Source organism: Phyllobacterium sp. 628 (genome assembly GCF_014189505.1).
In the GTDB taxonomy this organism is placed as follows: Bacteria; Pseudomonadota; Alphaproteobacteria; order Rhizobiales; family Rhizobiaceae; genus Phyllobacterium.
Genome location: NZ_CP050301.1, coordinates 1,917,946 through 1,943,698 on the forward strand (window position 1 = coordinate 1,917,946; position 25,753 = coordinate 1,943,698).

The 25,753-nt window shown below is 56.1% G+C and carries 29 protein-coding genes and 1 pseudogene; 22 read left to right on the forward strand and 8 right to left on the reverse strand.

Going from position 1 to position 25,753, the window contains the following annotated elements:
- The first annotated feature begins 34 nt into the window (after positions 1-34).
- The gene (locus HB779_RS10985; protein WP_188345720.1) at positions 35-472 is read left to right on the forward strand and encodes a MucR family transcriptional regulator; all 438 of its coding nucleotides are present in this window, start codon (positions 35-37) and stop codon (positions 470-472) included.
- 95 nt (positions 473-567) lie between these two features.
- Here the strand turns inward: HB779_RS10985 and HB779_RS10990 are convergent.
- A pseudogene (locus HB779_RS10990) lies at positions 568-837 on the reverse strand (cytoplasmic protein); the annotation flags it as partial.
- Between the two features lie 196 nt (positions 838-1,033).
- On the opposite strand from HB779_RS10990, the gene HB779_RS10995 reads away from it, so the two are divergent.
- Positions 1,034-1,489 carry a helix-turn-helix domain-containing protein gene (locus HB779_RS10995; RefSeq protein ID WP_244642528.1) on the forward strand — a complete coding sequence of 152 codons (456 nt, stop codon included), beginning with the start codon at positions 1,034-1,036 and terminating at the stop codon, positions 1,487-1,489.
- Positions 1,486-2,292, forward strand: a complete 807-nt coding sequence (locus HB779_RS11000) for a DUF6456 domain-containing protein (RefSeq protein ID WP_188345721.1) — start codon at positions 1,486-1,488, stop codon at positions 2,290-2,292. The genes HB779_RS10995 and HB779_RS11000 overlap by 4 nt, the downstream gene beginning before the upstream one ends.
- Before the next feature lie 173 nt (positions 2,293-2,465).
- Here HB779_RS11000 and HB779_RS11005 read toward each other — a convergent pair whose 3' ends face one another.
- Together HB779_RS11005 and HB779_RS11010 are read right to left on the reverse strand one after the other, a co-directional pair.
- Positions 2,466-2,906: a SufE family protein gene (locus HB779_RS11005; protein WP_188345722.1), complete on the reverse strand. Its 441-nt coding sequence runs from the start codon at positions 2,904-2,906 to the stop codon at positions 2,466-2,468.
- Between the two features lie 71 nt (positions 2,907-2,977).
- Positions 2,978-3,469 (reverse strand): DUF5330 domain-containing protein, encoded by a 492-nt coding sequence (locus tag HB779_RS11010; protein ID WP_188345723.1) that lies wholly within the window; start codon positions 3,467-3,469, stop codon positions 2,978-2,980.
- A gap of 376 nt (positions 3,470-3,845) precedes the next feature.
- Between HB779_RS11010 and HB779_RS11015 the strand changes: the two genes are divergently transcribed.
- From HB779_RS11015 to HB779_RS11025, 3 genes are read left to right on the forward strand one after another with little or no spacing between them, the layout of a single operon-like run.
- Positions 3,846-5,657, forward strand: coding sequence for a HAMP domain-containing sensor histidine kinase (locus HB779_RS11015; RefSeq protein ID WP_188345724.1), 1,812 nt, complete (start codon positions 3,846-3,848; stop codon positions 5,655-5,657).
- A gap of 34 nt (positions 5,658-5,691) precedes the next feature.
- On the forward strand, positions 5,692-6,519 hold the full coding sequence (locus HB779_RS11020; protein WP_188345725.1) for a peptidoglycan-binding protein: 828 nt from the start codon (positions 5,692-5,694) through the stop codon (positions 6,517-6,519).
- A gap of 23 nt (positions 6,520-6,542) precedes the next feature.
- Entirely contained in the window at positions 6,543-6,890 is a 348-nt protein-coding gene (locus tag HB779_RS11025; protein WP_188345726.1) for a DUF1491 family protein, read from the forward strand.
- 1 nt (position 6,891) lies between these two features.
- Here HB779_RS11025 and HB779_RS11030 read toward each other — a convergent pair whose 3' ends face one another.
- Positions 6,892-7,866, reverse strand: coding sequence for a DUF2336 domain-containing protein (locus tag HB779_RS11030; protein ID WP_188345727.1), 975 nt, complete (start codon positions 7,864-7,866; stop codon positions 6,892-6,894).
- 265 nt (positions 7,867-8,131) lie between these two features.
- On the opposite strand from HB779_RS11030, the gene HB779_RS11035 reads away from it, so the two are divergent.
- A complete protein-coding gene (locus HB779_RS11035; protein ID WP_188345728.1) occupies positions 8,132-8,326 on the forward strand; it encodes a hypothetical protein in 195 nt (64 codons plus the stop codon).
- A 235-nt stretch (positions 8,327-8,561) separates the two neighbouring features.
- Positions 8,562-11,723 carry an autotransporter domain-containing protein gene (locus HB779_RS11040; protein ID WP_188345729.1) on the forward strand — a complete coding sequence of 1,054 codons (3,162 nt, stop codon included), beginning with the start codon at positions 8,562-8,564 and terminating at the stop codon, positions 11,721-11,723.
- An 80-nt stretch (positions 11,724-11,803) separates the two neighbouring features.
- Here HB779_RS11040 and HB779_RS11045 read toward each other — a convergent pair whose 3' ends face one another.
- Positions 11,804-12,856 carry a YdcF family protein gene (locus HB779_RS11045; protein WP_188345730.1) on the reverse strand — a complete coding sequence of 351 codons (1,053 nt, stop codon included), beginning with the start codon at positions 12,854-12,856 and terminating at the stop codon, positions 11,804-11,806.
- A 160-nt stretch (positions 12,857-13,016) separates the two neighbouring features.
- Between HB779_RS11045 and HB779_RS11050 the strand changes: the two genes are divergently transcribed.
- Positions 13,017-13,304: a YciI family protein gene (locus tag HB779_RS11050; protein ID WP_188345731.1), complete on the forward strand. Its 288-nt coding sequence runs from the start codon at positions 13,017-13,019 to the stop codon at positions 13,302-13,304.
- A gap of 13 nt (positions 13,305-13,317) precedes the next feature.
- Here the strand turns inward: HB779_RS11050 and HB779_RS11055 are convergent, their stop codons facing one another.
- From HB779_RS11055 to HB779_RS11065, 3 genes are read right to left on the reverse strand one after another with little or no spacing between them, the layout of a single operon-like run.
- A complete protein-coding gene (locus tag HB779_RS11055; protein ID WP_188345732.1) occupies positions 13,318-13,863 on the reverse strand; it encodes a hypothetical protein in 546 nt (181 codons plus the stop codon).
- Positions 13,856-14,440, reverse strand: coding sequence for a DUF1214 domain-containing protein (locus tag HB779_RS11060; protein WP_188345733.1), 585 nt, complete (start codon positions 14,438-14,440; stop codon positions 13,856-13,858). Before HB779_RS11060 ends, HB779_RS11055 begins: the two co-directional genes overlap by 8 nt.
- 48 nt (positions 14,441-14,488) lie before the next feature.
- A complete protein-coding gene (locus HB779_RS11065; RefSeq protein WP_371823905.1) occupies positions 14,489-16,642 on the reverse strand; it encodes a transglycosylase domain-containing protein in 2,154 nt (717 codons plus the stop codon).
- A 279-nt stretch (positions 16,643-16,921) separates the two neighbouring features.
- Between HB779_RS11065 and HB779_RS11070 the strand changes: the two genes are divergently transcribed.
- The 13 genes from HB779_RS11070 to HB779_RS11130 all read left to right on the forward strand — a co-directional run bounded on the left by HB779_RS11070 (position 16,922) and on the right by HB779_RS11130 (position 25,747).
- Positions 16,922-17,554 carry a LysE family translocator gene (locus HB779_RS11070; RefSeq protein ID WP_188345734.1) on the forward strand — a complete coding sequence of 211 codons (633 nt, stop codon included), beginning with the start codon at positions 16,922-16,924 and terminating at the stop codon, positions 17,552-17,554.
- Between the two features lie 162 nt (positions 17,555-17,716).
- A complete protein-coding gene (locus HB779_RS11075; RefSeq protein ID WP_188345735.1) occupies positions 17,717-18,253 on the forward strand; it encodes a hypothetical protein in 537 nt (178 codons plus the stop codon).
- Positions 18,219-19,430, forward strand: coding sequence for a DNA-packaging protein (locus HB779_RS11080; protein ID WP_244642529.1), 1,212 nt, complete (start codon positions 18,219-18,221; stop codon positions 19,428-19,430). Before HB779_RS11075 ends, HB779_RS11080 begins: the two co-directional genes overlap by 35 nt.
- 400 nt (positions 19,431-19,830) lie before the next feature.
- Positions 19,831-20,991, forward strand: coding sequence for a phage portal protein (locus HB779_RS11085; protein WP_188345737.1), 1,161 nt, complete (start codon positions 19,831-19,833; stop codon positions 20,989-20,991).
- A 22-nt stretch (positions 20,992-21,013) separates the two neighbouring features.
- Positions 21,014-21,382 (forward strand): DUF6107 family protein, encoded by a 369-nt coding sequence (locus HB779_RS11090; protein ID WP_188342474.1) that lies wholly within the window; start codon positions 21,014-21,016, stop codon positions 21,380-21,382.
- Positions 21,372-21,926, forward strand: a complete 555-nt coding sequence (locus HB779_RS11095; protein ID WP_188342475.1) for an HK97 family phage prohead protease — start codon at positions 21,372-21,374, stop codon at positions 21,924-21,926. Before HB779_RS11090 ends, HB779_RS11095 begins: the two co-directional genes overlap by 11 nt.
- A 35-nt stretch (positions 21,927-21,961) precedes the next feature.
- Positions 21,962-23,212 carry a phage major capsid protein gene (locus HB779_RS11100; RefSeq protein ID WP_188342476.1) on the forward strand — a complete coding sequence of 417 codons (1,251 nt, stop codon included), beginning with the start codon at positions 21,962-21,964 and terminating at the stop codon, positions 23,210-23,212.
- Between the two features lie 53 nt (positions 23,213-23,265).
- Positions 23,266-23,832: a phage head-tail connector protein gene (locus tag HB779_RS11105; RefSeq protein WP_188342477.1), complete on the forward strand. Its 567-nt coding sequence runs from the start codon at positions 23,266-23,268 to the stop codon at positions 23,830-23,832.
- Complete coding sequence (locus HB779_RS11110) at positions 23,829-24,167, forward strand: phage head closure protein (RefSeq protein WP_188345883.1); 339 nt, start codon at positions 23,829-23,831, stop codon at positions 24,165-24,167. The genes HB779_RS11105 and HB779_RS11110 overlap by 4 nt, the downstream gene beginning before the upstream one ends.
- Positions 24,168-24,330: 163 nt before the next feature.
- Entirely contained in the window at positions 24,331-24,750 is a 420-nt protein-coding gene (locus HB779_RS11115; RefSeq protein ID WP_188342478.1) for a DUF3168 domain-containing protein, read from the forward strand.
- 42 nt (positions 24,751-24,792) lie between these two features.
- Positions 24,793-25,206 (forward strand): phage major tail protein, TP901-1 family, encoded by a 414-nt coding sequence (locus tag HB779_RS11120; protein WP_188342479.1) that lies wholly within the window; start codon positions 24,793-24,795, stop codon positions 25,204-25,206.
- Complete coding sequence (locus HB779_RS11125; RefSeq protein ID WP_244642343.1) at positions 25,203-25,544, forward strand: gene transfer agent family protein; 342 nt, start codon at positions 25,203-25,205, stop codon at positions 25,542-25,544. Before HB779_RS11120 ends, HB779_RS11125 begins: the two co-directional genes overlap by 4 nt.
- A 44-nt stretch (positions 25,545-25,588) precedes the next feature.
- A complete protein-coding gene (locus tag HB779_RS11130) occupies positions 25,589-25,747 on the forward strand; it encodes a phage tail assembly chaperone (RefSeq protein WP_188342480.1) in 159 nt (52 codons plus the stop codon).
- Positions 25,748-25,753: the final 6 nt, after the last annotated feature.

The following is a 25,753-nucleotide window of genomic DNA, read 5'->3' on the forward strand; positions in this document are numbered from 1 at the left end:
CAGTTTTCAAATTAGATGAAGGATTTGGACTTTGATGACAACATTCGACAACTCAAATACAGCTGCTGGAGACGTTCTTTTGGAACTGACTGCAGAGTTGGTTGCTGCTTACGTAAGCAATAATTCTGTTCCGTCTGGCGATCTCCCGGCGCTGATTGCTGATGTCCACGCTGCCCTTGGTCGGGTCGGTAGTGGCGCAGAGGCAGTCGTAACGGTTCAGGAAAAGCCGAAGCCTGCAATCAATCCGAAGAAATCTGTAGCGGACGACTACATTGTTTGTCTCGAAGACGGCAAGAAGTTCAAGTCGCTCAAGCGTCACCTGATGACACATTATGGTTTGACCCCGGAACAGTACCGCGAAAAGTGGGATTTGGATGCTTCCTACCCAATGGTTGCGCCAAACTATGCTGCGGCTCGTTCGCGTCTGGCCAAGAACATGGGGCTCGGCCGCAAGCGCAAGAAGGCCGCTTAACAGCACCTTCCAGAAGTTTCGACAGAGCGGCGCCTTCGGGCGCCGTTTTGTTTTCTGGACTTCCCTTCGGGATAGTGTTCGGCGGATAGGGATTTTTGCAAGGTTTCCAGCGCCTGCTTCAACCCGATATGACGATTAAGGTCATAGCTCCAATGTCCAGCACCGCCCTTGATCCTCTCGCGCTCGATGAGCCGCTTCAATCGCCTGCAGTAGACAAGCTTCTCCGTTTTATCCCAGGCGATCATCGTATCCAGGTCTTCACCGCATAAAATTTGCAGCGCCAGCCGCTGCCTTGCCGTGTCGCGTTCTGCCTCCCGCGCGGCCAGAAATGCGAGTTGCTGCTTTTTCCATTCTTGCATTGCCATGCTTGCGTCCTCTGATGGTGGATATAGGCATTATCAGGCCATGGGAGTGATAGAGGATAAGAATCCTAAAGCTTTTTAAGATGTAAGAAAAATACAAATTAATACAACTGCTTAACCTATAGATGTCAGAAAACTTATCCACGATCTTGATGGTGGGTTTATAAGAAGATATTCCTATTCATGAAGTGGAGTGAGAATGTCCGAGAGTTTCCCCCGTTTGATCCGTTCGAGCGCCGAAGCGCAGGCGATGATCGATATTCTCCGTCCGGGACGCATCAAGCCCAAAGCTATTCAGCCCCTGATATTGTCCGAGTGGAGTTCATGCAATGAACGCGTCTACGAGGTGTGCGATGGCGTTATCGATGTCCTGTCGACGTTTTTCAACGTCAGCGGGCGCGATCTGCGGGCGCATTCCCGCTGCAGCAGGCCCATCGCCAGGGTGCGGCAGGTGGGAATGTATGTGGCTCATGTCACGCTGGAATTGAACATGGCGGAGGTCGGGCGAGCCTTTGGCCGCGACCGCAGCACGGTCAATCATGCGTGCCAAACGATCGAGGATTTGCGCGAGGAACCGGAGTTTGACCGCATTATCCACACTATCGAGAATATTCTGCGGGCAACATTTCTGCGTTACGGGACGGTGCGCCGATGAGTAATTTTCGTAAGGATAGTGGGCCGGTGCGCAGGGTTTTGCGGTTTCTCGCTAAAGCTCCGGCAGAGGGGGCGGCATCGGAGGGCGCGAGACTGACGCTGGAAAGTACAGCTGGTGGTGCCATCTCCATGGAACGGACGGTGGTCGATAAGGTGCTGCGCCAAGGGCTTGCGATGATCAGCAAAGACCGGCTGAGTATCAGCGATGCGGGCAGAGCCTGGTTGCGCCGGTTGGATAGTACAGATGACGCGTATGCCGCCCAACATCGCAGCGAAGCGACGATCATTCTCAGTGATATCAACGGGTCGACGCAGGCGCGCTGCAACGACGCGGAATCACCGCTCGGCCTTTTGCGCAAGCGCAAGGATGCATCGGGCCAGCCAATGATCAGCGATGCCGCATTCAGGGCGGGAGAGCGGCTGCGCGGTGATTATACGCTAGGCAATCTCATGCCAGCGCTTGGCGTCAACTGGGATGTGACTGGCTCTGGCTCGCGCCATTGTGGCAGCAACGGTGTGCTCGAAATCACCGACGCAGCGCTGGCGGCACGCCAAAGGGTTGAGCGAGCGCTGGAAGCGGTTGGGCCGGAATTGTCCGGCGTGCTCGTCGATGTGTGCTGTTTCCTCAAAGGTCTGGAAACGGTAGAGCGTGAAAGACTATGGCCTGTGCGTTCGGCCAAGCTGATCCTGAAGACGGCCCTTGCGGCGCTGGACCGGCATTATTACCCGCCGTCACCCTCGCGGCGGCGCATGCAAATCATACATTGGGGAACGGAGGATTATCGGCCGGTGATTGCGCGGTAGACTAAGATATTTCGGTCTGCATTCTGATGGTACGTGGTTCGACAAGCTCACCATGAGGGAGATGGAGGATTGCAGGGAGCCAAATTCTGAGCATGTATGTGACGATTGGCATTGCAACCCACCCATCTCCCTCATGGTGAGCTTGTCGAACCACGCACGATTTTAATGCACGATTAATGCTGGGTGGCGTTGGCTGCACCAAGTGCAGCCTGTGCCTCGTTGCGGATACGCCCAATCATCGAGCGCAGACCGTTGGAGCGCTGTGGTGTCAGATTTTCAACGAGACCAAGCTTTTTAAGAATCGCTTCCGGATCGACAGCCAGGATTTCCGATGCTTTCTTGCCGGAGTAAAGTACCATCATGATGGCAACGAGACCGCGGACGATATGCGCGTCGGAATCGCCAACAAACTCAATCATCGGATCAGCGCCATCCCCGAGCGTGCCTTTCAGCCAGACCTGGCTGACACACCCATTGACCTTATGGGCGGCATCGCGCGCTGTGTCGGGATAGGGTTTGAGCTCACGTCCAAGGTCGATGACATAGCGATAGCGGTCTTCCCAATCATCGAGAAAGTCAAAATCCGCAATAATGTCGTCGATTGTCTGTGCCATGGATCCATTCCTTATAGGGCACATATAGTGATGGGAAGACCGCACGTCACCGTTTAATCATGTCGCAGACATTACTTCTTGGCGACAGTGCCCGTGGTTTTGGTATCGACTGCACCGGTCTGTTCGCGCTGGCGGACGACCACATCGAGGATTTCCCGCAACGCCATTTCTCGCAGTTTGGATTTGATCAGGTCGCTCTTGTCGGTCGCTGCATCAATGGCGGAGCTGGCCTCGGCATTGGCATGTGCGGCGGCAACCGCTGCATCTGGGCTGGTGGCTTTATTGCCTAACTGTCCGTCGAGATAGGTATAGCCAACTTTGGCAACCTCGCTGGCGCGAACACCGGCATTGTTAAGGGCAGCCTTGCCAGTTTCACACGCATTGGGATTGCGTGTGCAGAACTGGCTGAGATCGCTGATCGTTTCACGCGCGGCAAAGAACGCCTCGATGGGGCCGGGCTGTGCGGTTCCATCCGGATTGTTTTTTGAATCCACTGGAATGAACAGTGAGATCAACATCATCCAGAAGCAGAACTTGATCGCAAACCTGATCAGGAAGAACATTTCTCACAACCCTCTGTCGACACACAGACCGCTTCCCAGGAGCGGTTCATATCGAGACCTTGCCACAGACACGGCAAAAACCCGTTGAGACGTGCTTTTGCATTTGAGCGATCATAGAAACGAAGGATTAAGAAATATTGGCGGCGAAAATGCCGGTTTTCCGATTCGACGCATAATCTGGCCGCAACCCGAAACCCTTCGTTTACCATGCATTGAAAAGCCGCTCCACATTCGGCTGAAACCGGTTGCGAGGGGCATCTCGGGCCCCGGTTTTATCCTTTCCTTAAAGCCTCGTCTGCGAAAGTTAACGGCGACATTGAAATGACCGTGAAGTGCTCGGCTCCGGCCGACTCACACGGAAAGCAGGAAAAAACTGGTGCCGATTCACTCCGTCCCACTATCCAAGATTGCTGATGCCTACCGGCGCCATTGCAAGCATTGGGTGAGCGCATCTGTTGCGGGCATAGCCGAACGCGACAAGGATGCACGTATGGCCGGCGCCTTTCTGGCGATGCCAGTCTTGTTGGCGGTCGCCCTGGTGACGAGCCATACCCTCTTTAGTGAAGCAGGCGGTATGCTCAGCCTTGCGATCGGGGTTTTTGCTTTGCCAATGATCTTGTGCGGTGCGCTTTCGCTCGCGCGCAGCAGCAAGATGATCGGGTTGGGCGCATTGGCTTCTTATGGCATGGCTATCGGGTTGATCAGTGTGACCGGACCATCCGCCAATCTGCTTTTGTGGATCATGGGCGCGGCCATTCCGCTTGAAGCCTGGTTTGTCTATCGCTCGCAGCAATCCCTTGCAGCTTCCGGCACCGTTGCTGTTGGCGTTCTCGCTGTGCTTCTCGGCGTCTCCATATGGATGGGCGGCGCAGTCACCATGACAGCATTCTCGTTGCTGGCCTCGCTGGGCTACGGCGCTTCCCTCTTGACCCGTGCGGCCGCCACGTTGATTGCCCGTGGCCGTGAGGCGCGCCGCGATGACCGCGTGTATGATCTTGAAAGCGCCATTGAAGGCGTGGTCATGGGTATTGGCCGCGACGGTATGATCACGACACTGTCCAGCAAGGCGCAGGACCATTTCGGCATGGCCCGCAGTCTGTTGATCGGCACTGCCTTGCTTGACCGGGTGCATGTATCGGACCGTGTGCATTTTCTGGCGTTTCTCTCGGATTTACGCAGCGGTGTTGCGGGCAGCGTCACAGAGGTGAAGCTACGTTGCGTTGCGCCGGGCGATACGCCCCGGTCCGCCCATAGCGTTCGCTTTGCCAATTATAGGCTCTCCGGTGCGCCACACAGCCAAAGTGACGGGTTCGTTGTTATTGCGACGGACATATCCGCCGCAGTCGCCGATCGTTTTGCCCTTGAGGCGGCGCGAACCAAGGTTGAAACGGCAGAAATTACCAAAGGTCGCTTCCTCGCTTCCGTCAGCCATGAACTGCGCACGCCGCTGAATTCCATTATTGGTTTCTCCGATGTGCTGCTGCAGGAAATCTGCGGCAAGCTGCCGGACGCACGCCAGCGCGAATATGTCGAACTCGTGCATCAATCCGGCACGCACCTGCTTTCCGTGGTCAATGCGATTCTCGACGTTTCGAAGATCGAGGCAGGCACCTATCCGATCATCGCTGAAACGTTCGCCTTCAAGGAGGCGGTAACGATGGTGCATGATATGATGGCCCATCAGGCTTCGCAGAAGAATGTCACCCTGTGCGACCGGGTGAGCGCGCATATTGGTTCGGTTGTTGCGGATCGCCGCGCTATCCAGCAGGTGCTGATCAATCTCGTCTCCAATGCGGTGAAGTTCACCGAGCATGGCGGCATTGTAACTGTTGATGCCGGCATTCACGACGAGATGCTGTCTTTCTCGGTCAGCGACACGGGTATCGGTATTGCCGAAGCCGACCTGCTGACACTGGGCCAACCATTCCGTCAGGTGCAGAACGATTATACCCGCAGGCATGAGGGCACTGGCCTTGGTCTTGCGACCGTAAAGGGGCTGATTGGCCTGCACGGCGGCAGGATGGATATTCGCAGCCGTCCGGGGCATGGCACGGTGGTGAATATTCTTATTCCGCTCGCCGGTCCGCAGACCGAATTGGTTCAGCCAGAACCGGTCAATATCGTCGAATTCAGAGCTGACAGCGACAGTGAGGGAGGTTCCCATGCGGAAGCCCGTAAATCGGCCTGACAACAGGAAACGCCGTCCGCCTAAAAGAGGCCGGATGGCTTCCGTTCTCATCGGTGCAGGCGGCTTGATTGCCCGTAATCCGGCTATAGCGGGTGGAGCAACTGCCTTTCTGGTTACACTTGGGTTCATTTCGGCCAATGCGCTGTGGTATCAGCCGCAGGGCCATGATGGCGTCTTCTTCCGCACCCGGCCGGAACTGGTGTTCAAACCAGTCAAACATGATGGTACCGTGTTCGGCACGCCGCAGAAGCAAAGTTCTGTCGATGCGCCTATACGCAAGGTGAATTCTGTACCCGTGCCACAGGCCAATCCGGATCCTGTTGCCGCTGCCATCAATGGAGAGCCGGTTCTGGCACCAGGCGGCGATCCGGAAGTGGCAAAGATGCAGCAGAAGCTGCTGGCGCTCGGATTCTACAATGGCGCCGTCGATGGACTGGCAGGCAAGGGCACGCGCGCGGCGATTGAGGCCTACCGCAAGGCGACGGCGGAAATGGGTGTCGAGGTACAGCCGGCTGTGGGCAATGCCAGTGATACGACGGCGAGCATCGCCATTCCCGCAGCCAAGCCGGGCCATGGGAATGACAAGGCAACGGTCCAGAGCATATCCGCGACGTCGAACGACAAGGTGACGAGCAGTGCAGCGCAAGCACCCGCTGGTGGCGGTCTTGCACCGGCGGAAATTGTCCGTATTCAGGCGGGCCTGCGTGCTTTCGGCAATGATATGGTTGAAATTGATGGCAAGGTTGGTGCAACCACCAAGACCGCAGTCAAGGAATTCCAGGGTCTGTTCAAACTGCCGGTTACCGGCGAACCCGACGCGAAACTGCTTGCCAAGATGCAGGAAATCGGCCTGATCAACTGATTGATCATGGCTGGGAAATCACAATGCGTCTGACATCTGAATTCTGGGTTTCTGCACTGGTGCGCCGGATCAACGATACGGGCGCTTTTGCTGCTTTGAGCAATAAGGGGGCGGCGGAGGCCGGGGCCATCTTCATCAAATTTCGCAATGCCGACGGCACCTACGACCTGTTCGGTCCCGCGCCGCAGATGGTCTATGACGAGACCAAGCCCGATGAGCGGCAGTTCAGCCTGCTGAAATCCTGCATCGCCGACTATGACGCGGACGCGGATCTGGAAAAGCAGAAGCGCTGGGACCGGGATTTATGGATTGTCGAGATCGAGGATTATCGCGGTGACCGCGCTGAGCTATTCCCTGTCGCCAAGGACTGAATTACGAAACCTTGCGCGATGAGCCCGGCACAGTGCTGCCGCGTTCAAAGTCTGCCGCCATCTCCCGCAATTTTTGCCTGAGCTTTTGCGAATTTTCTTCAGTCTTCCAGCGATCAATGGTCAGTTGCGCCTTGTCCTTGTCGATCTGGCGGTAGGACTGGACGAACAGGCGCAGGGAATGCAGGTCCTTATGGACCAGACCGAACAGGCCGGTGAGTACCAGATGGGCCGCTTCAGCTGAAAGACCGAGCGAGGCAAGGGCGATGGTCAATTCCGCATTCAGGCTATGGCCGACAATGCGGGCCGCAGTCTCGTCATCCAATTGCAGGGCTTTAGCAAATTCACCTTGAAAATAATGGGTGTGGTCGAGCAATGCCGCGTCGATCAAATGATTGGCGAGTGCCTGATCGGTGGAGAAGCCCGCATCCGAATCGCGCATCAAGGCACGCAATGCCTCACGCGTTTCCCGCAGCCGCGGTGATTCCGTTTCAGCTTGGCTCAAAGGCTTTTCCTCTTCGCTAACCGGCAGGCCCGCCTGCAGCGCCAGTGCGCGGTCAATGGCCGGATCATGGAAACGGTGCAAGGCTTGCAGGAGCAGGGGGTCATCGATCTCCCTCCGGGCAATGGCGCGGGCATGGCTGATACCTTTGCGTTGGATCAGATCAATGAGGTCAGCGGACTGCAGCACCGGTGAGCGCAAGAGCAGCGGTGCGGAAATATCGATGTCGTCTTCGGCAAGCGCGATAATCAGGCGTTTGGGCGCATGGGCCATTTCGGACAGAGCTGCGGCCGCATGACGGCGCACGCGCGGCGATGCGAGGGCAAGAAGCGGTACTGCGAGATCCTCAAGCTGCTGGGCATCGCTCTTTGCCGGTCGGGCGACACAGCAGAATGCAGTTATGGATGCGGTCAGGAGATCGTCAGCCTTGCTGCCGCCATTGCGGTCTTCAAGCGCGCGAAACTCAGGATACTTCACGAACACACTCCACTTGCCGACGCAACACGCTACCAAACCATGGCTAAAATTAGCTGCGAAGCGTTAGCAACCCGTTAACCATCGGGGTGTCTAATGAAATTATGCGCGGAGTTATCGCGCGAAGACTGATCCTTACCGATCAGCCCCCTTAGGGGATGCCCCAGAGGGGAACAAAGCAGCCCGTGTTCGGCGCTTTGGCCGGATGCAAAGACCAGCATGAGCGTTTGCGTATCAAGGAGATCAACAAGCCAAACGGATGGACGAAATGGGTTTTGTCATCACATTTCCAAACAGTGCTATGCGCCAGCGCATCGCAAGGAAGACCGAACAGCGGGTAGCACCCGCAGAGATCATGATTTTTCCGGGCGTGCGCTACGAGCGCACTGCGAAAGACGTTCGCACCCGCGACAAGGACAAGTCGGGCAAGGGTTTGTTTGATCCCATGCCGCAGCCAAGCTGACAAGCAGCGCACAATTTGTTGCTTCATTTCCGATTTATGGCCCGGCATTGATGGGAACCATATTATTCGAGCAAGCCTCATGGGCCGTCGGCGAGTGTCGGTTTGAGATCAGCCTAAGACGCCACCAATCCTGAAATAACTGGTGTTGTTACACCCGTGTCATAGTTACGCGCTAGCGTTTGATCATTGCCCTATTTTTTCAGAGCTTCGGCTCAATATTTTTTGGATAATGATCATGCGTTTTCGCTTCTGCTTTTCAGCAGTCACATTCGTGACAGTTTTTGCCGCCAGTCCTTGTTTTGCCCAAACCGTCAACAGCGTTCACGCGGTGGAGCTTGTTGATGGTTTCAGCCAGCTGTTGCAGTCGGAGGCCGGCAAAGCGGCACTGGCGAGCAATCTTGAGACGACAATCCACATCAACAACACAGCAAATGCCGCGCAGCGCGCGCAGGCGATCAAGGACAACACGATTGCCGCACTCGTCGGTTCCATAAGCAACGGGCTTTTGTTGTCCGATGCGCTTGGTTCAAAAATTAGTGCGTACTATGCCGGGATCAACAGTATCGATCCGAAGACATTCGCCGCCAAGACGTTTTCGGTGAATGTTGAAAAACTGTTTAGCCAGGCTAATGCGATTGTGTTGGCCGATAACGGTTTGGGCAAGAACTTCTATGCCAATGGCAGCGCAAGCGGAAATCCCGGCATACCCGCTAACGGGATCAGTTTTCCCGTTGGCGGCGTCGCTAATGTCTATGATCTGGCTTATAATCCGACGCTCGAAAACCGCAATGCAACGGGCGATTCACGACCCTTCCAGGTTGTGCCGGACCGTATACAGGCTTTTAGTGCGCCAGATTATTTCGGCATGCAGACCGGTAATGCGACAGATATTTTTCCAACCTTGCGCTCAAGCCCTGCATTTCCAAGCTGCCACGCCGCCTCTGGTCTGACCGACTCTTTGCTGTTTGCTCAGTTGCTGCCCGAACGCTTTCAGGAAAGCCTGACGCGCGGGTCTGAATATGGCAATAGCCGGGTCACTCTTGGTGTCCACTATGCGCTTGATGTGATCGGCGCGCGCATCATGACGACCTATGCATTGGCGCAGATGCTTAACAACAACCCTGACTATCTCAATCAAAGCGTTGGCGGCAAAACGACTGCAAATGATTTTCAGGCGCTGTTTGCTGCGGCGCAGACGGATTTGCGCGGTGCTCTCGAAGCGGGGTGTGGCACATCGATTTCTGCGTGTGCCGCGTCGAGTGATGTCGATCGCTTTAGCGACAGAGCCAAGAACAAAGCGGATTATCTCTTTCGCCTGACGTATGGTTTGCCCGCTGTCGGGCCGACAAATCTTGCACCTGTCGTTCCTGTTGGAGCGGAAGTGCTGATAGCGACGCGCTTGCCCTATCTCGATGCCGAACAGCGTCGGGAGGTGTTGGCGACAACGGAAATTGCCTCGGGTCAGGCGCTGGACGATGGTTCGGGCTGGGCACGGCTTAATCTTTATGCGGCGGCGGATGGATATAGCGCTTTCAACACCACTGTCAGCGTCACTATGGATGCCAGTAAAGGCGGCTTTAACGCGCTTGACGCATGGCGCAATGATATCGGCGGCAGCGGCGGCCTTATTAAAAATGGCACGGGAACCCTCGGGCTCGAAGGCAAGAATACTTATACAGGCGATACCATAATCAATGGCGGCCTGCTGGCAGTGAATGGCTCGCTGACATCGAATACCATTGTCAATGACAGCGGCACGCTCGGCGGCAATGGTTTTGTCGGTGGGTTGATGGTGCATGCGGGCGGTACGGTTGCGCCGGGCAATTCGGTTGGCAAGCTTGGCGTTAACGGCGATGCGACATTCGAAAAGGGCAGTGCCTTTGCGGTCGAGATTACGCAGGACATGAGCCGCGCCGATCAGCTGGCCGTGGGCGGTCAGGCCATTTTGCTGGGCGGCGTGGTCTCGGTCTCTCTGGAAGGCTCCAAAACAACGCTCAGTGAAGGCGAAATCGCCGGGCTGTTTCACCAGAACTACGCTATCCTCACGGCAGCGGGCGGTATCAAGGACAAGGGAATTTTTGAACAGGTTCTGCCCCAGTACAATTACATCACCACATCGCTCCTTTATACCGACAATGCAGTTAGCCTCGATTTCGATCTGACCGACGGAGCCAAAAAAGCCAAGGCAGATGCTGACGAGCAGGCACGAATCAGCGCCTTGAAAGAGCGCGTCAAAAACCTAGTGCTGGTTGGTGCCGATACCAGAAACCAAAAGAGTGTCGGCGCTGCCATCAAGATGCTCGATCTGGGCAATCCGCTGCTGGATGCGGTGCTGTTCTCGAAAGTCGGTGACGTCTTCAATTATGACAGCCTCTCCGGCGAGATCCATGCCTCGGTCCAGGGTGTGCTTGCCGAAGACAGCCGCTTTGTCCGCGATGCAGCATCAAGCCGCATCAGGGCAGCCTTCGGGGACGGAACAGGTGCCAAGGCATCCGCACCGGTGCTGGCCTATGGTCCGGATGGTGCGGAGCAAGCAGGGGCACTGGCTTCAGCCGATACCAAAACCACTGCCATCTGGGCCGAAGGCTATGGTTCATGGAGCCAGCGCGATGGGACAAGCAATGCATCCGGGCTTTCCCGCAATGTCGGCGGCTTCGTCACCGGGCTTGATGGCATCATTGCCGACGGGTTGTTCCATTCCGATTGGCGTCTTGGCCTTCTGGCCGGCTATGGCAACACATCCATCCATACGGATCGCGGTCATGGCTCCGCCGACAGCTATCAGGTCGGTGTCTATGGCGGCACCAAGCTGGATGCCATAACCTTAAGCCTTGGTGCCAGTCTTGCCCATCATGCAATCGACACCAGCCGCAGGGCGCATCTTCTAACCATTGATGAAGGCGATGATGCCACCTATACGGCCAAGTCCGTGCAGGTGTTCGGTGAAGCCTCCTACCGCATCGATACGCCCTATGCTGCACTCGAACCCTTTGCCGGGGCAGCTTACGTGCATCTGAAAACCGATGGCTTTGCCGAGACCGGCGGCTTGACGGCGCTCTCATCCGCTGGCGACAGCACGGACCTCACCACCACAACGCTCGGGCTCAGGGCTTCGCACGGCTTTGCCATCTCCGATGCCACCATCCTTACCGCCCATGGCATGGCGGGCTGGCGGCATGCTTTTGGCGATACGGCACCCACGGCCAATCTCGCCTTTGCGGGTGGTTCGGCTTTCTCCATCGACGGACTGCCGATTGCACAGGACACCGCACTGGTCGAAGCCGGGTTTGATGTCAATATCGGCAAAGCCACCAACCTTGGCATCAGCTATAACGGCCAGTTCTCGTCCAATGCCCATGACAATGCGGTGAAAGCCGATCTGACCTTGAAGTTCTGATCTGCGTCACGGCGCGAAGATTAAAACAGGCCCCGCTCGCGGGGCCTGTTTGTTTGCAGAGAGAAGTGATTGCAAACCCCTTACTGCTGCAATCCGGGATAGGCCCAGAGGCCTGAGACGCGCATCAGGTCGCGGTAGATCACCAGGCGTTCGTCAGCTGAAACCTTTGCGGCTTCGTCCACCGACGGCGCATCGAGTGCTACAACCGGCAGAACATTCGCCCCGATATCATATTGCTTCAAGGCATCTTCCAAAAGCGTTTGCGCGCGGCGCATATGGCTGGAACTCGTCACCAGAATGACGCTGTCCGCCGTGTGGCGCTTCAGAAGATTGGCAACGTTCAGCACATTGCCGACCGTGTCTTTTGATTTGTCCTCGATGAGAATCCGGTCGCGGTCCACACCTTTTTCCACCAGCCATTTGGTCATAAGGTCGCCTTCGGTGACGCCCGCCTGAGGCTGGCCGCCCGTGACCATGATACGTGCTGACGGATTGGCTTGTGCTGCCTTTAACGTTACGTCGAGGCGGTCGAGCAGTGGTTTTTCCATAGTGCCGTCTTTGGCCAACGCATAGCCGAGTGCCACGATCATCACTTTGCCTGAAACCGTGGGAACATCGATGTTGGGCTTTGCCGCGATAATCTGTTCAGCCCGGACAAAGCGCTGGCGATAGGCTTCTGCCTTGGTGCGGTCGAGACCGGCAAGCGCCTGATGCGCAATCGTTGCCCCGGTTTCATCATTGCCAATACGGGCGAGGGCTTCGATCCAGGCCTGCGCATCGAACGAAGTAGGGTCTTTGGCAAGAATATCTTCATAGGTGGCGCGCGCTTCGGTGACCTTCTTCTGAAGGATCTGCGAGGATGCAACGGCGAAGCGGAAATTCATCTGTTCCGGCGCGAGTTTCGATGCCTCGGAAAAAGACTGTTCCACCACGTCATAGCGCCCATGCAGCGTGATGCCCTTGAAAATTTCGGCTTCCGCCTTCTTCACGTCACCACCGCTCCAGTAATATTGCATCCCCGTATCGACCAGCGTCTTGATGCGTTCGGCATTTTGCGGATCGAAAGCAAAAGCGGGCAGGCAGACCGTCAAAGCAAGAAGGGCAGTGGTTCCGGCAAGGATCAGAGGTTTCATGGGTTTTCTTTCGCGGGATTCGACTGTTGGTATGTGAGCAGAGTAAACATCAGCACGGGTTTTGTAACCGGTTTTGATCACCGTTTTTTGATGCTGGGGCTTTCGCGTCAGCCTGTCGTTATCCTATATAACGGGAGCAAGGCCCTCCCGGAGTTCTCCCATGTATATTGTTTCCCTGACTTACACCGCGCCACTCGAACAGCTTGATGCGGCAATAGATGCGCACATCGCTTTTCTCAACCGCCACTACGAAACCGGAACGTTTCTGGCATCGGGCCGTAAAGTACCGCGCACCGGCGGCATCATTCTCGCCAGGAGTGAGAGCGAGGAAGCGTTGCGTGAAATTCTTGCCGAGGATCCATTCTGGGAACAGAAATTGGCGACCTATGACATCCAGCAATTCACCGCGACAAAAACTGGCCCCGGATTGGAAGGTCTGCTGGGTTAAGTCTTAATCCTCGTCAAAGGAGAGGCAAGCAGTTGGCGCTTTTTAGAAAAGTGTCAACTTGTGTCTTCCAGGTCGAATCGGGGACAAAACCGCGCACGACGACAAAACCTTCGTTCATGTCAGCCTCAATAAGCACAGAGTTTGCCGCTGAGATCGGCTTGGTCTTGTTGAGCTCAATCATCTGCGGAGGCCGTGCGACAACCAGATCAAGCTGATCGGCAATCGCTGTCCGGTCGTTGATCGAGTATATGTTTTCACCCTGCCGGTTATAGACCGAGATTGACCAGTACGGTGCCGTACCGACGGCCGTAATATGGGCCGGGAGGTCTGTAATATCAAAGCGGCATGCCACTGCTTCGAATAACGGATCCAGCGCGAGAGGCACTGCCTCGGTGGTCGCCTGGCGCACCACCGCATGAAATCGCCAATCTTCACCATAGTCAGAAATGCGCGACCACGCGTTCCGGTCGGAATAATAGGGGACGAGGAGTACGACAGCGACGTGGACGAGACCCGCGCCAACCAGACCGAAAAGCAGTGCGCGGAGAATTTTACCCATCGCAGCTGACCTTCTTCACAGCCGGAAACGTCATATCGACCAGGCCTGAATTGCTGCCAACCGGCGTGTCATAGAGTGTCATGACCAGCACCATACGGCCGAAGCCTGTCGTGGCAAGCCAGTTGCCGGCTTGCGCCTTGGGCGAGACATTGACGATAAATTGTCCATTTTCCTCGCGGAAAATTTGGCGCGAGTGCAGCGCTTTCAGTCGGCCCGCATCGGGATCAAGCGGGATCAGCGCCAGATCCGACGCGTAGATTGTCCAGAACCGCGAATTGGGACTGTTACCATTAATGCTGTAGGAACACTGACGTTCCAGTGCTTTGCCTTGATCGTCGCTATAGGCATAAAAGGCGAGGCCCTCGGCACTGCCGAGCGGAAATGCCCCTTCACGTGCGGCACGGGCTTTGGCATAGGGATCGGATTGCGGCGTGCCTGCATCGGGATAGCCAGTCCACTGGCCGATCCGCAGCGAGCCAAAGCCATCGAAGCGGTTGACAGCATACCATGCGCTCAGCGTACCGCCGCCGACGGCAATCACAAGAGCTAGGAGGGCTAAGAGTACATTTCGAAGCATGTATGGATGACTACACGGGAGCGCGGGCAGGACGCAAGCGCTGTGCGGTCAAAGTGCAGAGACTTTTGCTGGCACAACCGGTAGTTTCAGTTCCGGCGCTTCTTTCAGCGCCTGACCGATCTCGCGCAACGAGGTGACTGTTGCATTGGACAGAACCCGCGGACGCTCAGCCGCCTTCAGCGCTTCGGCATCATCGGCGGTTGCAGGTTTGGCCGCCGCGACCTTATCCTGCTTCGGCATGGCGGGATCGATACCGGGTATCGCCTTCAGGTCGATGTTTTGATGCGCATAATTCATGAAACGCTGCCATGTCATGGCAGGCAGAATGCCGCCAGTCAGTTCCTTGGTGGGCGTGAAATTATCATTGCCGAACCAAACAGCCCCCGTATAATTGCCGGTGAAGCCGACAAACCATGCATCATGATAACTTTGCGTTGTGCCGGTTTTCCCCGCTACGCGTGTCATCGGCAGGGCGGCACGCCGCCCGGTGCCCCACTCGGGCACTTGCGACAACATAATATTCATGTTGAAGGCGGCCTTTTCGGTCAAAGCGCGGTGTGGTTCATCGCCATCTTTCTTCCAGTCCCAGATAACGTCGCCGTTCTGGTTGGTCATCTGGGTAAAAGCGTGGCGCAACCCGGCGATGCCGCCTGTGGCAAAGACATTGTAGCCGGTCGCCTGGTCCATGACTGTCATGCCGGATGTACCCAGCACCATGGTCTTGTGCGAGCTTATCGGTGATTCGACACCCATGGCCTTGGCCAGCGCAACGATGGGTGCAGTCGTCAGATAGTCTTTGGCCAGCCGCACCGGAACCGTGTTGATGGATTTGACCAATGCGGTGGTCAGGTCAATCTGCCCGAGATACTGGCGGGAATAGTTCTGCGGTGACCAGTTGCCCCAGGATACGGCGCCGCCTGATATCATGGTCTTGGGCGTCATGCCTTTTTCCATGGCAGCGGCATAGACGTAGGGTTTGAATGACGAACCAGCCTGCCGTTGGGCGGCGGTGGCACGGTTGAATTGGCTCTCGCCATAGTCGCGGCCACCAACAATGGCCCGCACGGCGCCATTGTTTTCCAGCACCACGATAGCGGCCTGGGTGACATTATATTCCTTGCCGAACTGGCGGAGATGATATTCGGCAGCTTCTTCAGCAGCTTTCTGGATGCCGGTGTCAAGCGTGGTGCGTACCACCAGCGTGTGGTTTGGCAGTTTCTGCGCGACACGGCGCACTTCATCAAATGCCCAGTCGAGGAAATAATCCGGGCTTTCCGAACGGCCGCGATCAACCACGCTCGCCGGGTTGCGGCGGGCACCAACAACTTGGCCCTCCGTCATGAGTCCGCCCTGCACGAGATTGCTGAGGACGACATTGGCACGAGCGCGGGCAGCGGGCAGGTTGACGTGCGGCGCATATTTGGCCGGCGCCTTGAATAGGCCTGCCAGCATGGCGGCTTCAGCGAGGTTGACGTCCTTGACGCTCTTGCCGAAATAGAATTCGGAGGCTGCCGCAATGCCAAATGTTCCGCCGCCCATATAGGCACGGTCCAGATAGGTCTGCAGGATTTCTTTTTTCGACAGATTGGATTCAAGCCACAGCGCGAGGAATGCTTCCTTGATCTTGCGGTCGAGGCTGCGCTCATTGGTAAGGAACAGGTTTTTCGCCAGCTGCTGAGTGATGGTCGAACCACCCTGAACGACGGAATTGGCGCGCAGATTTTCGGTCATGGCGCGCGACAGACCGAGGAAATCAATGCCGAAATGGTCAAAGAAGCGCCGGTCTTCCGTCGCAAGCACCGCCTTGATCACATGATCAGGCAGTTCATCGATGGGTACAGCGCTGCGATGCAGGATACCGCGCTGGCCGATCTCGTTGCCGTAACGGTCAAGAAACGTGACCGCAAAATCGTCGCGAGTGCGCCAGTTCTTTTCCGTGTCATGAAAGGCTGGAATGGCCAATGTCAGCATAACCACAGACCCGGCGGTACCCCAGGTAAAGCCCTCGCTGAGAACTTCGATCACGCCGCGCCGCCAGCCTGATACATGAAAGCGGCGGAAGAAGATCGTGGTGTCTTCCCAGAACTCGGCAAGGCGGAAACGCAATTCATACAGCGAGGAATCAATCCAGGCATCAAGTCCAAGCAGCGGCGAGACCTTGAATCGCTTGCGTTTGTTCTCGGGCCGAGGCTCGTTCATCATGCCAATCTCTTGTCTGCCTATCGTCAGCCACGTCTTCGCGCGAAGCTCTGGTGTAGCTGATTACGCTTAACAGCTTCTTATGATGGCCGTTACAACGCAGGTGCAGTCCGTTTCGTCCCTTACTATCTCAAGGAAAAATCTAACTCTTTTTCGCGCAATGCTACAAGGGGCAGGGACTTCAACACCGAGATTTGATGGATTTCGGCGTCCTGAAATTTCTGCTTGCAATTGGTTTAAAGCAATGGATTGCTGCCTTTTTAAGTTGGGAGCAAAAAGAGCATGTCTATTGAACATTGGTTGGCATTCGTTGCGGCATCGGCTATTCTTCTCGCCATCCCCGGCCCCACTATTCTTCTCGTGATTTCCTATGCTCTTGGCCACGGGCGGCGTTTTGCTGCTGCGACCGTGGCGGGGGTAGCACTGGGGGATTTTACGGCCATGACTGCTTCCATGCTCGGGCTTGGCGCGTTGCTGGCGGCTTCCGCTGCTATCTTCACCGTGCTGAAATGGGTCGGCGCGGCCTATCTGATTTACCTTGGCGTCAAGCTTTGGCGTGCGCCGGTTGCCAATACAGGCACGAGCGATGCGGCTTACCAAAATGAAAGTGCCCTGCGCATCTTTCTGCACACTTATGTGGTGACGGCTTTGAACCCGAAAAGCATCATTTTCTTCGTGGCTTTCCTGCCGCAGTTTCTTGATACGACACGGCCGGTATTCACACAGATGGTTATCTTCGAAACGACATTCCTTGTGCTTGCGACACTGAATGCGGGGACCTACGCCCTGATGGCATCCATGGCGCGTCAGACCATCCGAAAGCCAAAAGTGCAGCGCATCGTCAACCGGACCGGCGGCTCACTGATGATTGGTGCGGGACTGTTGGCACTAAGCTGGAAGAAGGCCGCAGCTTAGGTTTCGTCATTCAAAGAAAATAATCGTATCTAGGAAAATAATCCTTGACTGCGTGACGATCATCATGTAGCTTCTGGTTATCGTCAGAGATGTATCCGCAAGATTGAACCAGGCAGGCTGCCGGGAGTGGATGCGTTGTCTGGTCTTTCCCTGAGGATTTCCATGACCTTCATTCGACGCATTACGCCGGCACTGTGCCGGCGGCACGCCTATGATCTCTGCCGTCGCTATGGAATTTCAACTGGTGAAATGGCACCGGTCTTTGGCATTCATCATCGGAAATTCGAAGACTTTGTGCTGCGCGACGGGCTGACACTTAAATATCTGGAATGTCAAAACAACGAGCTCACGATTGTGCGCGATATTATGGAATTACTGATGAAAGAGTTGCATCGGTTGCAGCTGAACGACGAGACAATTCCGGTCAAGACCCGGCTCGATGCCTTGGCGCAGCTTGCCCGTACGATGGACCGGGTGAGTGAAATGCAGCAAAGGCGCAGCGAGCAACAGCGTTCGGTTACGGCGTTTAATTCTGACGAACTATGCAAGGCATTGGTCCGTATTGATGAAAGAATACAAGAGCTTGCCCGATCCAGGGCTGATGACTTGGTGCGCCGGCAAATTCAGTCCATTGATGATCGAAGCATTAGCCCGGGAATGGGTGATGAACGGGCGACCGAGTCAGCAGCCGCCCCGTGATAATTGGCGTACATGGTTGATCCTCGGCGGGCGTGGTTCCGGCAAGACACGAGCCGGGGCCGAATGGGTTAACAGTCTGGTTCGCGGATTTCCGCCGTTCGAACCGAAAGAGACACTCAATATTGCGCTGGTGGGTGAAACACTCGCCGATGTGCGAGAGGTGATGATCGACGGGCCATCGGGCATCATGGCTGTATCGCGGTTGGAACGGCCACGCTTTGAGGCAACACGGCGCAGGCTCGTCTGGGCGAGTGGTGCGACAGCAGCGATGTTCTCGTCCGAAGATCCGGATAGTTTGCGTGGTCCGCAATTTGACGCTGCCTGGTGCGATGAACTGGCAAAATGGAAGAATGTGCAGGCGACGTGGGATATGCTGCAATTTGGATTGCGCCTGGGCGAGAGCCCAAAGCTCGTCGTGACGACAACGCCGAAGCCGATTGCTTTGTTGAAGGCGTTGATGGCCGATGAAACAGTTTTGACCCAGCGTATGGCGACATCAGAAAATCAGGCTAACCTTGCTCCGAGTTTCATGGTGCATGTGAAAAAGCTTTATGGCGGTACTCGCCTCGGGCGGCAGGAGCTTGATGGCGAACTGATCGAAGATCGCCGGGATGCTCTATGGTCACGCCAGATGATGGAAGAGATTTACAGCGCTGACGTACCGGAACTGAAGCGAATTGTTGTGGCAATCGACCCGCCAGCGAGCGCTACGAAGAAATCAGATGCCTGCGGGATCGTGGCCGCCGGGCTCGACGCAAAAGGGTTTGGCTGGGTACTGGCAGACGAGAGTTTTGCACCCGCAAAACCGATTCAGTGGGCGCGCCGCACGATTGCCTTGTTCTATCGGCTGGAAGCTGACCTGATCATTGCCGAAATCAATCAGGGCGGTGATATGGTGCCGGCGGTGATCGCGGCAGAAGACCCAACTGTGCCGGTGCGCGGTGTGCGTGCCAACCGTGGAAAGGCATTGCGCGCAGAGCCCATTGCGGCATTGTACGAACAGGGCAGGGTTCGGCACGCGGGACGGTTTGCGGCACTGGAAGACGAGATGTGTGATTTCACCCACGCGGGGCTTTCGTCGGGACGCTCGCCTGACCGCGTTGATGCGCTGGTTTGGGCCTTGAGCGAACTGATGCTGAAAACCGATGCCAATCCGCGTATTCGCGTGCTGGGATAGACCCAGGGTTGCTTGGAAAGGCCGATAAAATATCGTATGGTCTTGGAGTGGGGAACGGACTTTCGCCCGTCCCCCTTTCCTAGTGAATGAAATGGACCCGGATGATCAGTTGCCAGCTGCTCCGGGTCTTTTTCATTTCCAGGGTGATACTCAGTGGTAGATACCACACAGCTCACCTCCAAGTTTGAGAGCAAGGCCCTTGCTAAGGTCGGGAGGCCCATCATCCCGATACACCGGCTGGCTCGGTGCGTGCTGCTTCGCTCTCAAAACTGAACCTGATCAACAGAATGCCCGGTTCTGACCGCCCCGCAACGAATGCAGGGTTGTAAAATTTACGCCTAAATCCCGCTCAGTTGTTGTGGAGCGGGCCGTATTTCATTCAACAGAGAGAAATCTTCGTATGGCACTCTTTTGGCCGTGGCGCCGGCGCGCCGCGAATGAGCACGCGCACCTTCAAACCAAGTCGGGGCAAGGTTTTGTTGCCCTGCAGTTTGACCGCGAAGCGCGCTGGTCGCAAAGTGGTTATACCGGCTTGTCGCGGCAGGGATTCATGCGCAACCCGGTTGTTTATCGCTGCGTGCGGCTTCTGGCGGAAGCTGCGGCGGCTACCCCCTTACTTCTATACGAAGGGCGGTCAGAGCACACGGAACATCCGCTGATTGATCTGCTATCTAATCCACATCGCGGTACGGACGGGGCCAGCCTGTTCGAAACGCTTTATGGACACCTGTTGCTTTCAGGCAATGCCTATCTTGAGCGGGTAGGCAACGGGCATGGCGCCAGTGAATTGCATCTCCTGCGCCCCGACCGGGTACGGGTAATAGCAGGTGACAATGGCTGGCCGGTCGCGTTGGCTTATGGCGTCGGAGCCAGCAAACGGACGATCACGCTTGACGACGGGCAGGCTCTGCATCTCAAACTGTTTCATCCGCTCGATGATCATTACGGCTTTGCGCCGCTGGAAGCGGCGCTGATGGCGCTCGATATCCACAATGCGTCCGGCATCTGGAACAAGGCATTGCTGGACAATTCCGCCCGCCCGTCCGGTGCGCTGGTCTATGCGCCGTCTGATACGGCCCGTCTGACGGAAGAGCAGTTCGAACGGCTGAAAACCGAATTGGAAGAGGGATATACCGGTGCAGCCAAGGCTGGTCGTCCCCTGTTGCTCGAAGGCGGGCTCGATTGGAAATCCATGGGACTTTCCCCGCGCGATATGGATTTCATGGCTGCCAAGAATGGGGCCAGCCGTGATATCGCGCTGGCCTTCGGCATTCCGCCCATGCTGCTGGGGATTCCCGGTGACAACACTTACGCCAATTATGCCGAAGCCAACCGGGCATTCTATCGCCTGACGGTCATCCCGTTGATCACACGCACGGCCAAGGCAATCGGCAATTGGCTTGGGCCTGTCTACGGCAACGAGTTGCGATTGGAACCGGACTTTGACCGAATCGATGGTCTGTCGATGGAGCGCGATGCGCTATGGCAACGGGTCTCCGCTGCCCCATTCCTGAGCGATGACGAGAAGCGAGAGGCAGTGGGTTATGCCCGCCATGCCTGATTGAAATTTCAGGAGAATGATGATGACAAACTGGTCTGAAGCCGCATGGATTCTGGTGGCCAAAGCGGCCGGCGCTATTGCCGGGTCTGCTGTATCCCTCGCCTATATGCTGCCTAGAGATAAGGGTGAGGCGGCGATACGTTTCATTGTCGGCATTGTCTGCGGCCTTGCCTTTGGCGGAGCGGCAGGCGTGAAGATCGCCGCCGAACTGGACATTCGCGGCCAGCTTGGTGATGGCGAATTGATGCTGATGGGAGCTGCTGCTGCCAGTCTTGCCGCATGGACAGCACTTGGCGTTTTTGCCCGTATCACCGCGCGGATGGGTGAATCAAAATCTGCGGAAATCGCATCAAATCCCTCAGACAAAAGGGATATTGCCGATGCCAAATAACAGCATTGAGAAGAAGTTCGCCGGGCTGGCGATCGACCGGGTCGAGCTTGACGGCAGCTTTTCCGGTTATGCCAGCCTATTTGGCGAGGTGGACCTTGGCAAGGACGCCATATCTCCGGGCGCCTTTGCCGGGTCTATTCGTAAACGTGGTGTCTCCGGAATCCGCATGCTCTGGCAGCACGATGCCAATGAACCCATTGGAACGTGGACGCGGATCGTTGAAGACAAACGCGGACTCTATGTCGAGGGGCGTCTGACGACAGGCGTGAACCGAGGACGCGAGGTGCTCGAACTGATGCGGGCAGGAGCCATCGATGGATTGTCCATCGGCTTTCGCACCGTAAAGGCCAAGGCCGATAATTCTGGCATTCGGCATATTCTGGAAGCGGATCTATGGGAAATTTCTGTGGTCACGTTTCCGATGCTGCCCTCGGCCCGTGTGGCACAGGTCAAGAAGAGCCCGTGGTCGCATACCATCCATACCGATACTGAAGCTGTGCTGGCGACAGCCTTCCGCGCTGCGGCGCAGCGCATACGCCCTTGAATCATTCTGTTCACCCCATACGCAAAGGATTTGAAATGACCGAACAATTTTCAACACCCGCACTCGAAATCAAGAGTACCGGCAACGGGAATGTCGCCGAAGCATTTGATGAATTCATGCATTCTTTCGAAGCGTTCAGACAGCACAATGATGACCGGCTGAAGCAGATTGAAAAGAGGGCCAATGCCGATGTCCTGACCCATGACAAAGTCGAACGCATCAATCATTCTCTGGATGAGCAGAAGCGCATTATCGACCATATGCTGCTGAAGAAAGCCCGTCCGGCGCTCGACACCGGTGTGAGCCCGCTGCTTTCGCTGGAACACAAGAATGCCTTCGACAACTATGTCAGGCGCGGTGATGAACACGGCGTACGCTCGATCGAAGCCAAAGCCATGTCCATCGGTTCTGCTCCGGATGGCGGTTATCTGGTTCCACCGGAGCTGGAGCGTGACATTGGCACACGATTGGCGCTGATCTCGCCCATCCGTGCTCTGGCTACTGTCCGGCAGGTTTCAAGTTCCGTATTAAAGAAACCGTTCTCGGTGGAAGGACCGGCCGTTGGCTGGGTTGGCGAAACGGATGCCCGGCCACAGACCGAGGCATCCAAATTGACCGAACTGCAGTTCCAGACAATGGAGCTTTACGCCATGCCTGCGGCGACTTCGTCACTGCTTGATGATGCGGCAGTGGACGTTGAACAGTGGATTTCCGCAGAGGTTGAAACCGCCTTTGCCGAACAGGAGGGACAGGCCTTCATCAATGGTGATGGTATCAACCGGCCAAAGGGTTTCCTGTCCTATGACAGTGTTCCTGAAAGTGAGTGGAGCTGGGGTAAGCTCGGCGGTCTGTCGACGGGCGTTACCGGTGCTTTCCCGGCAGCGGATGCATCTGACATTCTGCTCGATACGATCTATGCCTTGAAAGCAGGATACCGGCAAAATGCCAGTTGGGTGATGAACCGCAAAACGCAGGCCGCAGTCCGCAAACTCAAGGACAATGACGGCAACTATCTCTGGACACCTCCCGCAGCACCTGGCCAGCAGGCTTCGCTTTTAGGGTTCCGGCTGACGGAAGCGGAAGGCATGCCGGATATATCCAGCAAGACCGCTGCAATCGCGTTCGGGGATTTCGCCCGTGGCTATCTGGTGGTGGATCGTACCGGGGTGCGTGTCTTGCGGGATCCCTATTCCGCAAAGCCTTATGTGCTCTTCTATACGACAAAGCGTGTGGGCGGCGGTGTGCAGGATTTCGATGCGATCAAGTTGCTGAAATTCGCGGCGTGATAGCACCATGATTTGATGCAACACGGTCTTTCCCACCAATCCAGGAATTTTCAATGACCATCAATGTGTTAACGCCGCCGGCTGTGGAGCCGGTGGCACTGGCGGAGTTGCGCCAGTTCCTGCGGCTGCAAGGCGAAAATGACGATGCCTTGGTTTCAGGCCTGTTAAAGGCAGCGCGAGAAACATTGGAAGCTCAGACCGGCCTCGCACTGATCCGCCAAAGTTTGCGGCTTTATATCGATCGCTGGCCAACGGACGGCAGGATCAGGATTGCCCGCTATCCCGTGCAATCCGTGATTTGCATCACCGCATATCAGCGGGATGGAACGCCGATCAATATTCCCAAATCTGATATCTGGATTGATGCGGCGAGCCGGCCAGCCTGTCTTCATTTGTCCGAACTGGGCAGAGAAAGTAAACTGGCAGGAATTGAGATCGATTTTGTCGCCGGTTTTGGAGAAACCGGCGCCGATGTACCCGACGCACTGAAACATGCGCTGATGACGCTGGTTGCGCATTGGTATGAGTTTCGCGGCGTTTACGGCCCGGCTGATCATCCAGTTTCCCTGACACCAGCATTTGATCGGGCCGTCGCGCTCTGGCGGCGGGTGCCGTTATAATGCCGACGCTGTTCATAGATCCCGGTAAATTTTCGCATGAATTTCAGCTGGAACAGGCCCTTCTTGGTGATGACGATGTCAACGGCAAAATTGAGAGCTGGCAAGAAATTGCAACGGTCTGGGCGCATCTTGAACCGGTCGGAACAAGCACGGTTCTCTTTGGCGAGCAAAGTCTAGCCGAGGTAACGCACCGTATCACCATGCGCCTGCGTAACGACATAAAAACAGGCATGCGCTTGCGCAAAGGCCAGCGCAGTTTTCAGATAATCACGGTTCACGACCCGGACGAAACCGGACGTTATCTCATCTGCCGGGCACGGGAGGAAGGGCGATGAATTTCAGCATGGAAGTGACGATTTCTGATCTCATTCGTGCGTTGCGCTGGCGAGCAGTCGAGCTTTCCGAAGCGACAATGAATGTGGCCAAACCAACCAGGGTTGAGCGAGCTTCGATAGCGGCCACGAACGAGGCTCAGCCATCTGATCAAGGGCCAGCACGATGAGTAGCGCCGGACTTCAATTGCAAAAGGCGCTGCTGAAAGCTTTGAAGGCGGATGCCGAACTCAACGACTGGGTGGATGGCCGGATTTATGACCATGTGCCTTCGCGGTCGGAATTTCCGTACATCACGTTTGGTTCCGCAACGGGTTATGACTGGAGCACGGCCACGGAACGGGGCAGCGAACATCTGATGACGCTGCAGGTGTGGAGCCGCGGTGACTTCAGAAAGACAGTCTTTGAGATCATGGACAGGATCAGCCGGGTGCTTGGCATTGCGCCATTGAAACTCGATGCACACGAACTGATCAATCTCAACCTTGAATACACGCAGGCAATCGCAGCGAACAGCCGCGACGGTTACGCGGGGACCATGCGCTACCGCGCGGTTACAGAAGAGGTGAGCGCGTCTGCGCCCTGAATCTGTCGAAGCACGTGCATTATTTTCTCGAAAGGATCGAAGATGAGTGCCCAGAGAGGCAAGGACATTCTGCTAAAAGCGCGGGATGAAAAAGGGGCGTTTGTCACCTGTGCGGGGCTGCGTTCCAATCGCATCGCTTTCAATACAGAAACCGTCGATGTGACCGATGCCGATGCCGCCGGACGTTGGCGTGAACTGCTCGGCGCCTGCGGTATGCAGCGGGCGTCGATCAGCGGTTCCGGATTATTCAAGGATGCGCAATCAGACGCACTGATACGGCGGGCATTCTTTGCCTGCAATATCCTGACATGGCAGATCATCCTGCCGGATTTCGGCACCTTGCAAGGGCCATTTCAGATCACGGCATTGGAATATGGCGGCAAACACGATGCCGAAGTGACGTTCGACGTTGCGTTGGAATCGGCCGGGTTCATTTCATTTGAGGAGGCCGGATGATGGCAAACCGGCATCGCGGAGAAATCAGTGCCATGCTGGACGGGCACGAGTGGATACTCTGTCTGACATTGGGCACCTTGGCTGAACTGGAAACCGCCTTTGAAGCCAGTGATATGGGTGCGTTGCTTAAACGCTTTTCCGGCAGCACGCTTTCTGCACATGATGCGGCGAGGGTTATCGCTGCAGGATTGAAAGGCGGTGGTAATCCTGTGCCGCTGGAACAGGTCGCGCAGATGCGTGCCGATGGTGGTGCAACGGGTTTTGCCCGCATCGTCAATGAGTTGCTGACTGCAACATTCGGTGAATCGAAACCGGAGCAATCCGCCGCAAACCCTTGAATGCCGCAGCAGAATCTTCAGACCCCTTTCCATGAGCGACAGTCATGGCGGCAGGGTTTGGGCTGCTGCGGCTTTCCACACGCGATTTTTGGGCGATGACGCCAAGGGAGTTGAGCGCCGCACTCGGGAGCCCGCCAGCAGACGCGGGGTTATCGCGCCCGGCGCTTGAACTTTTGATGCAGACGTTTCCGGACAAAAGTTAGGGAAAG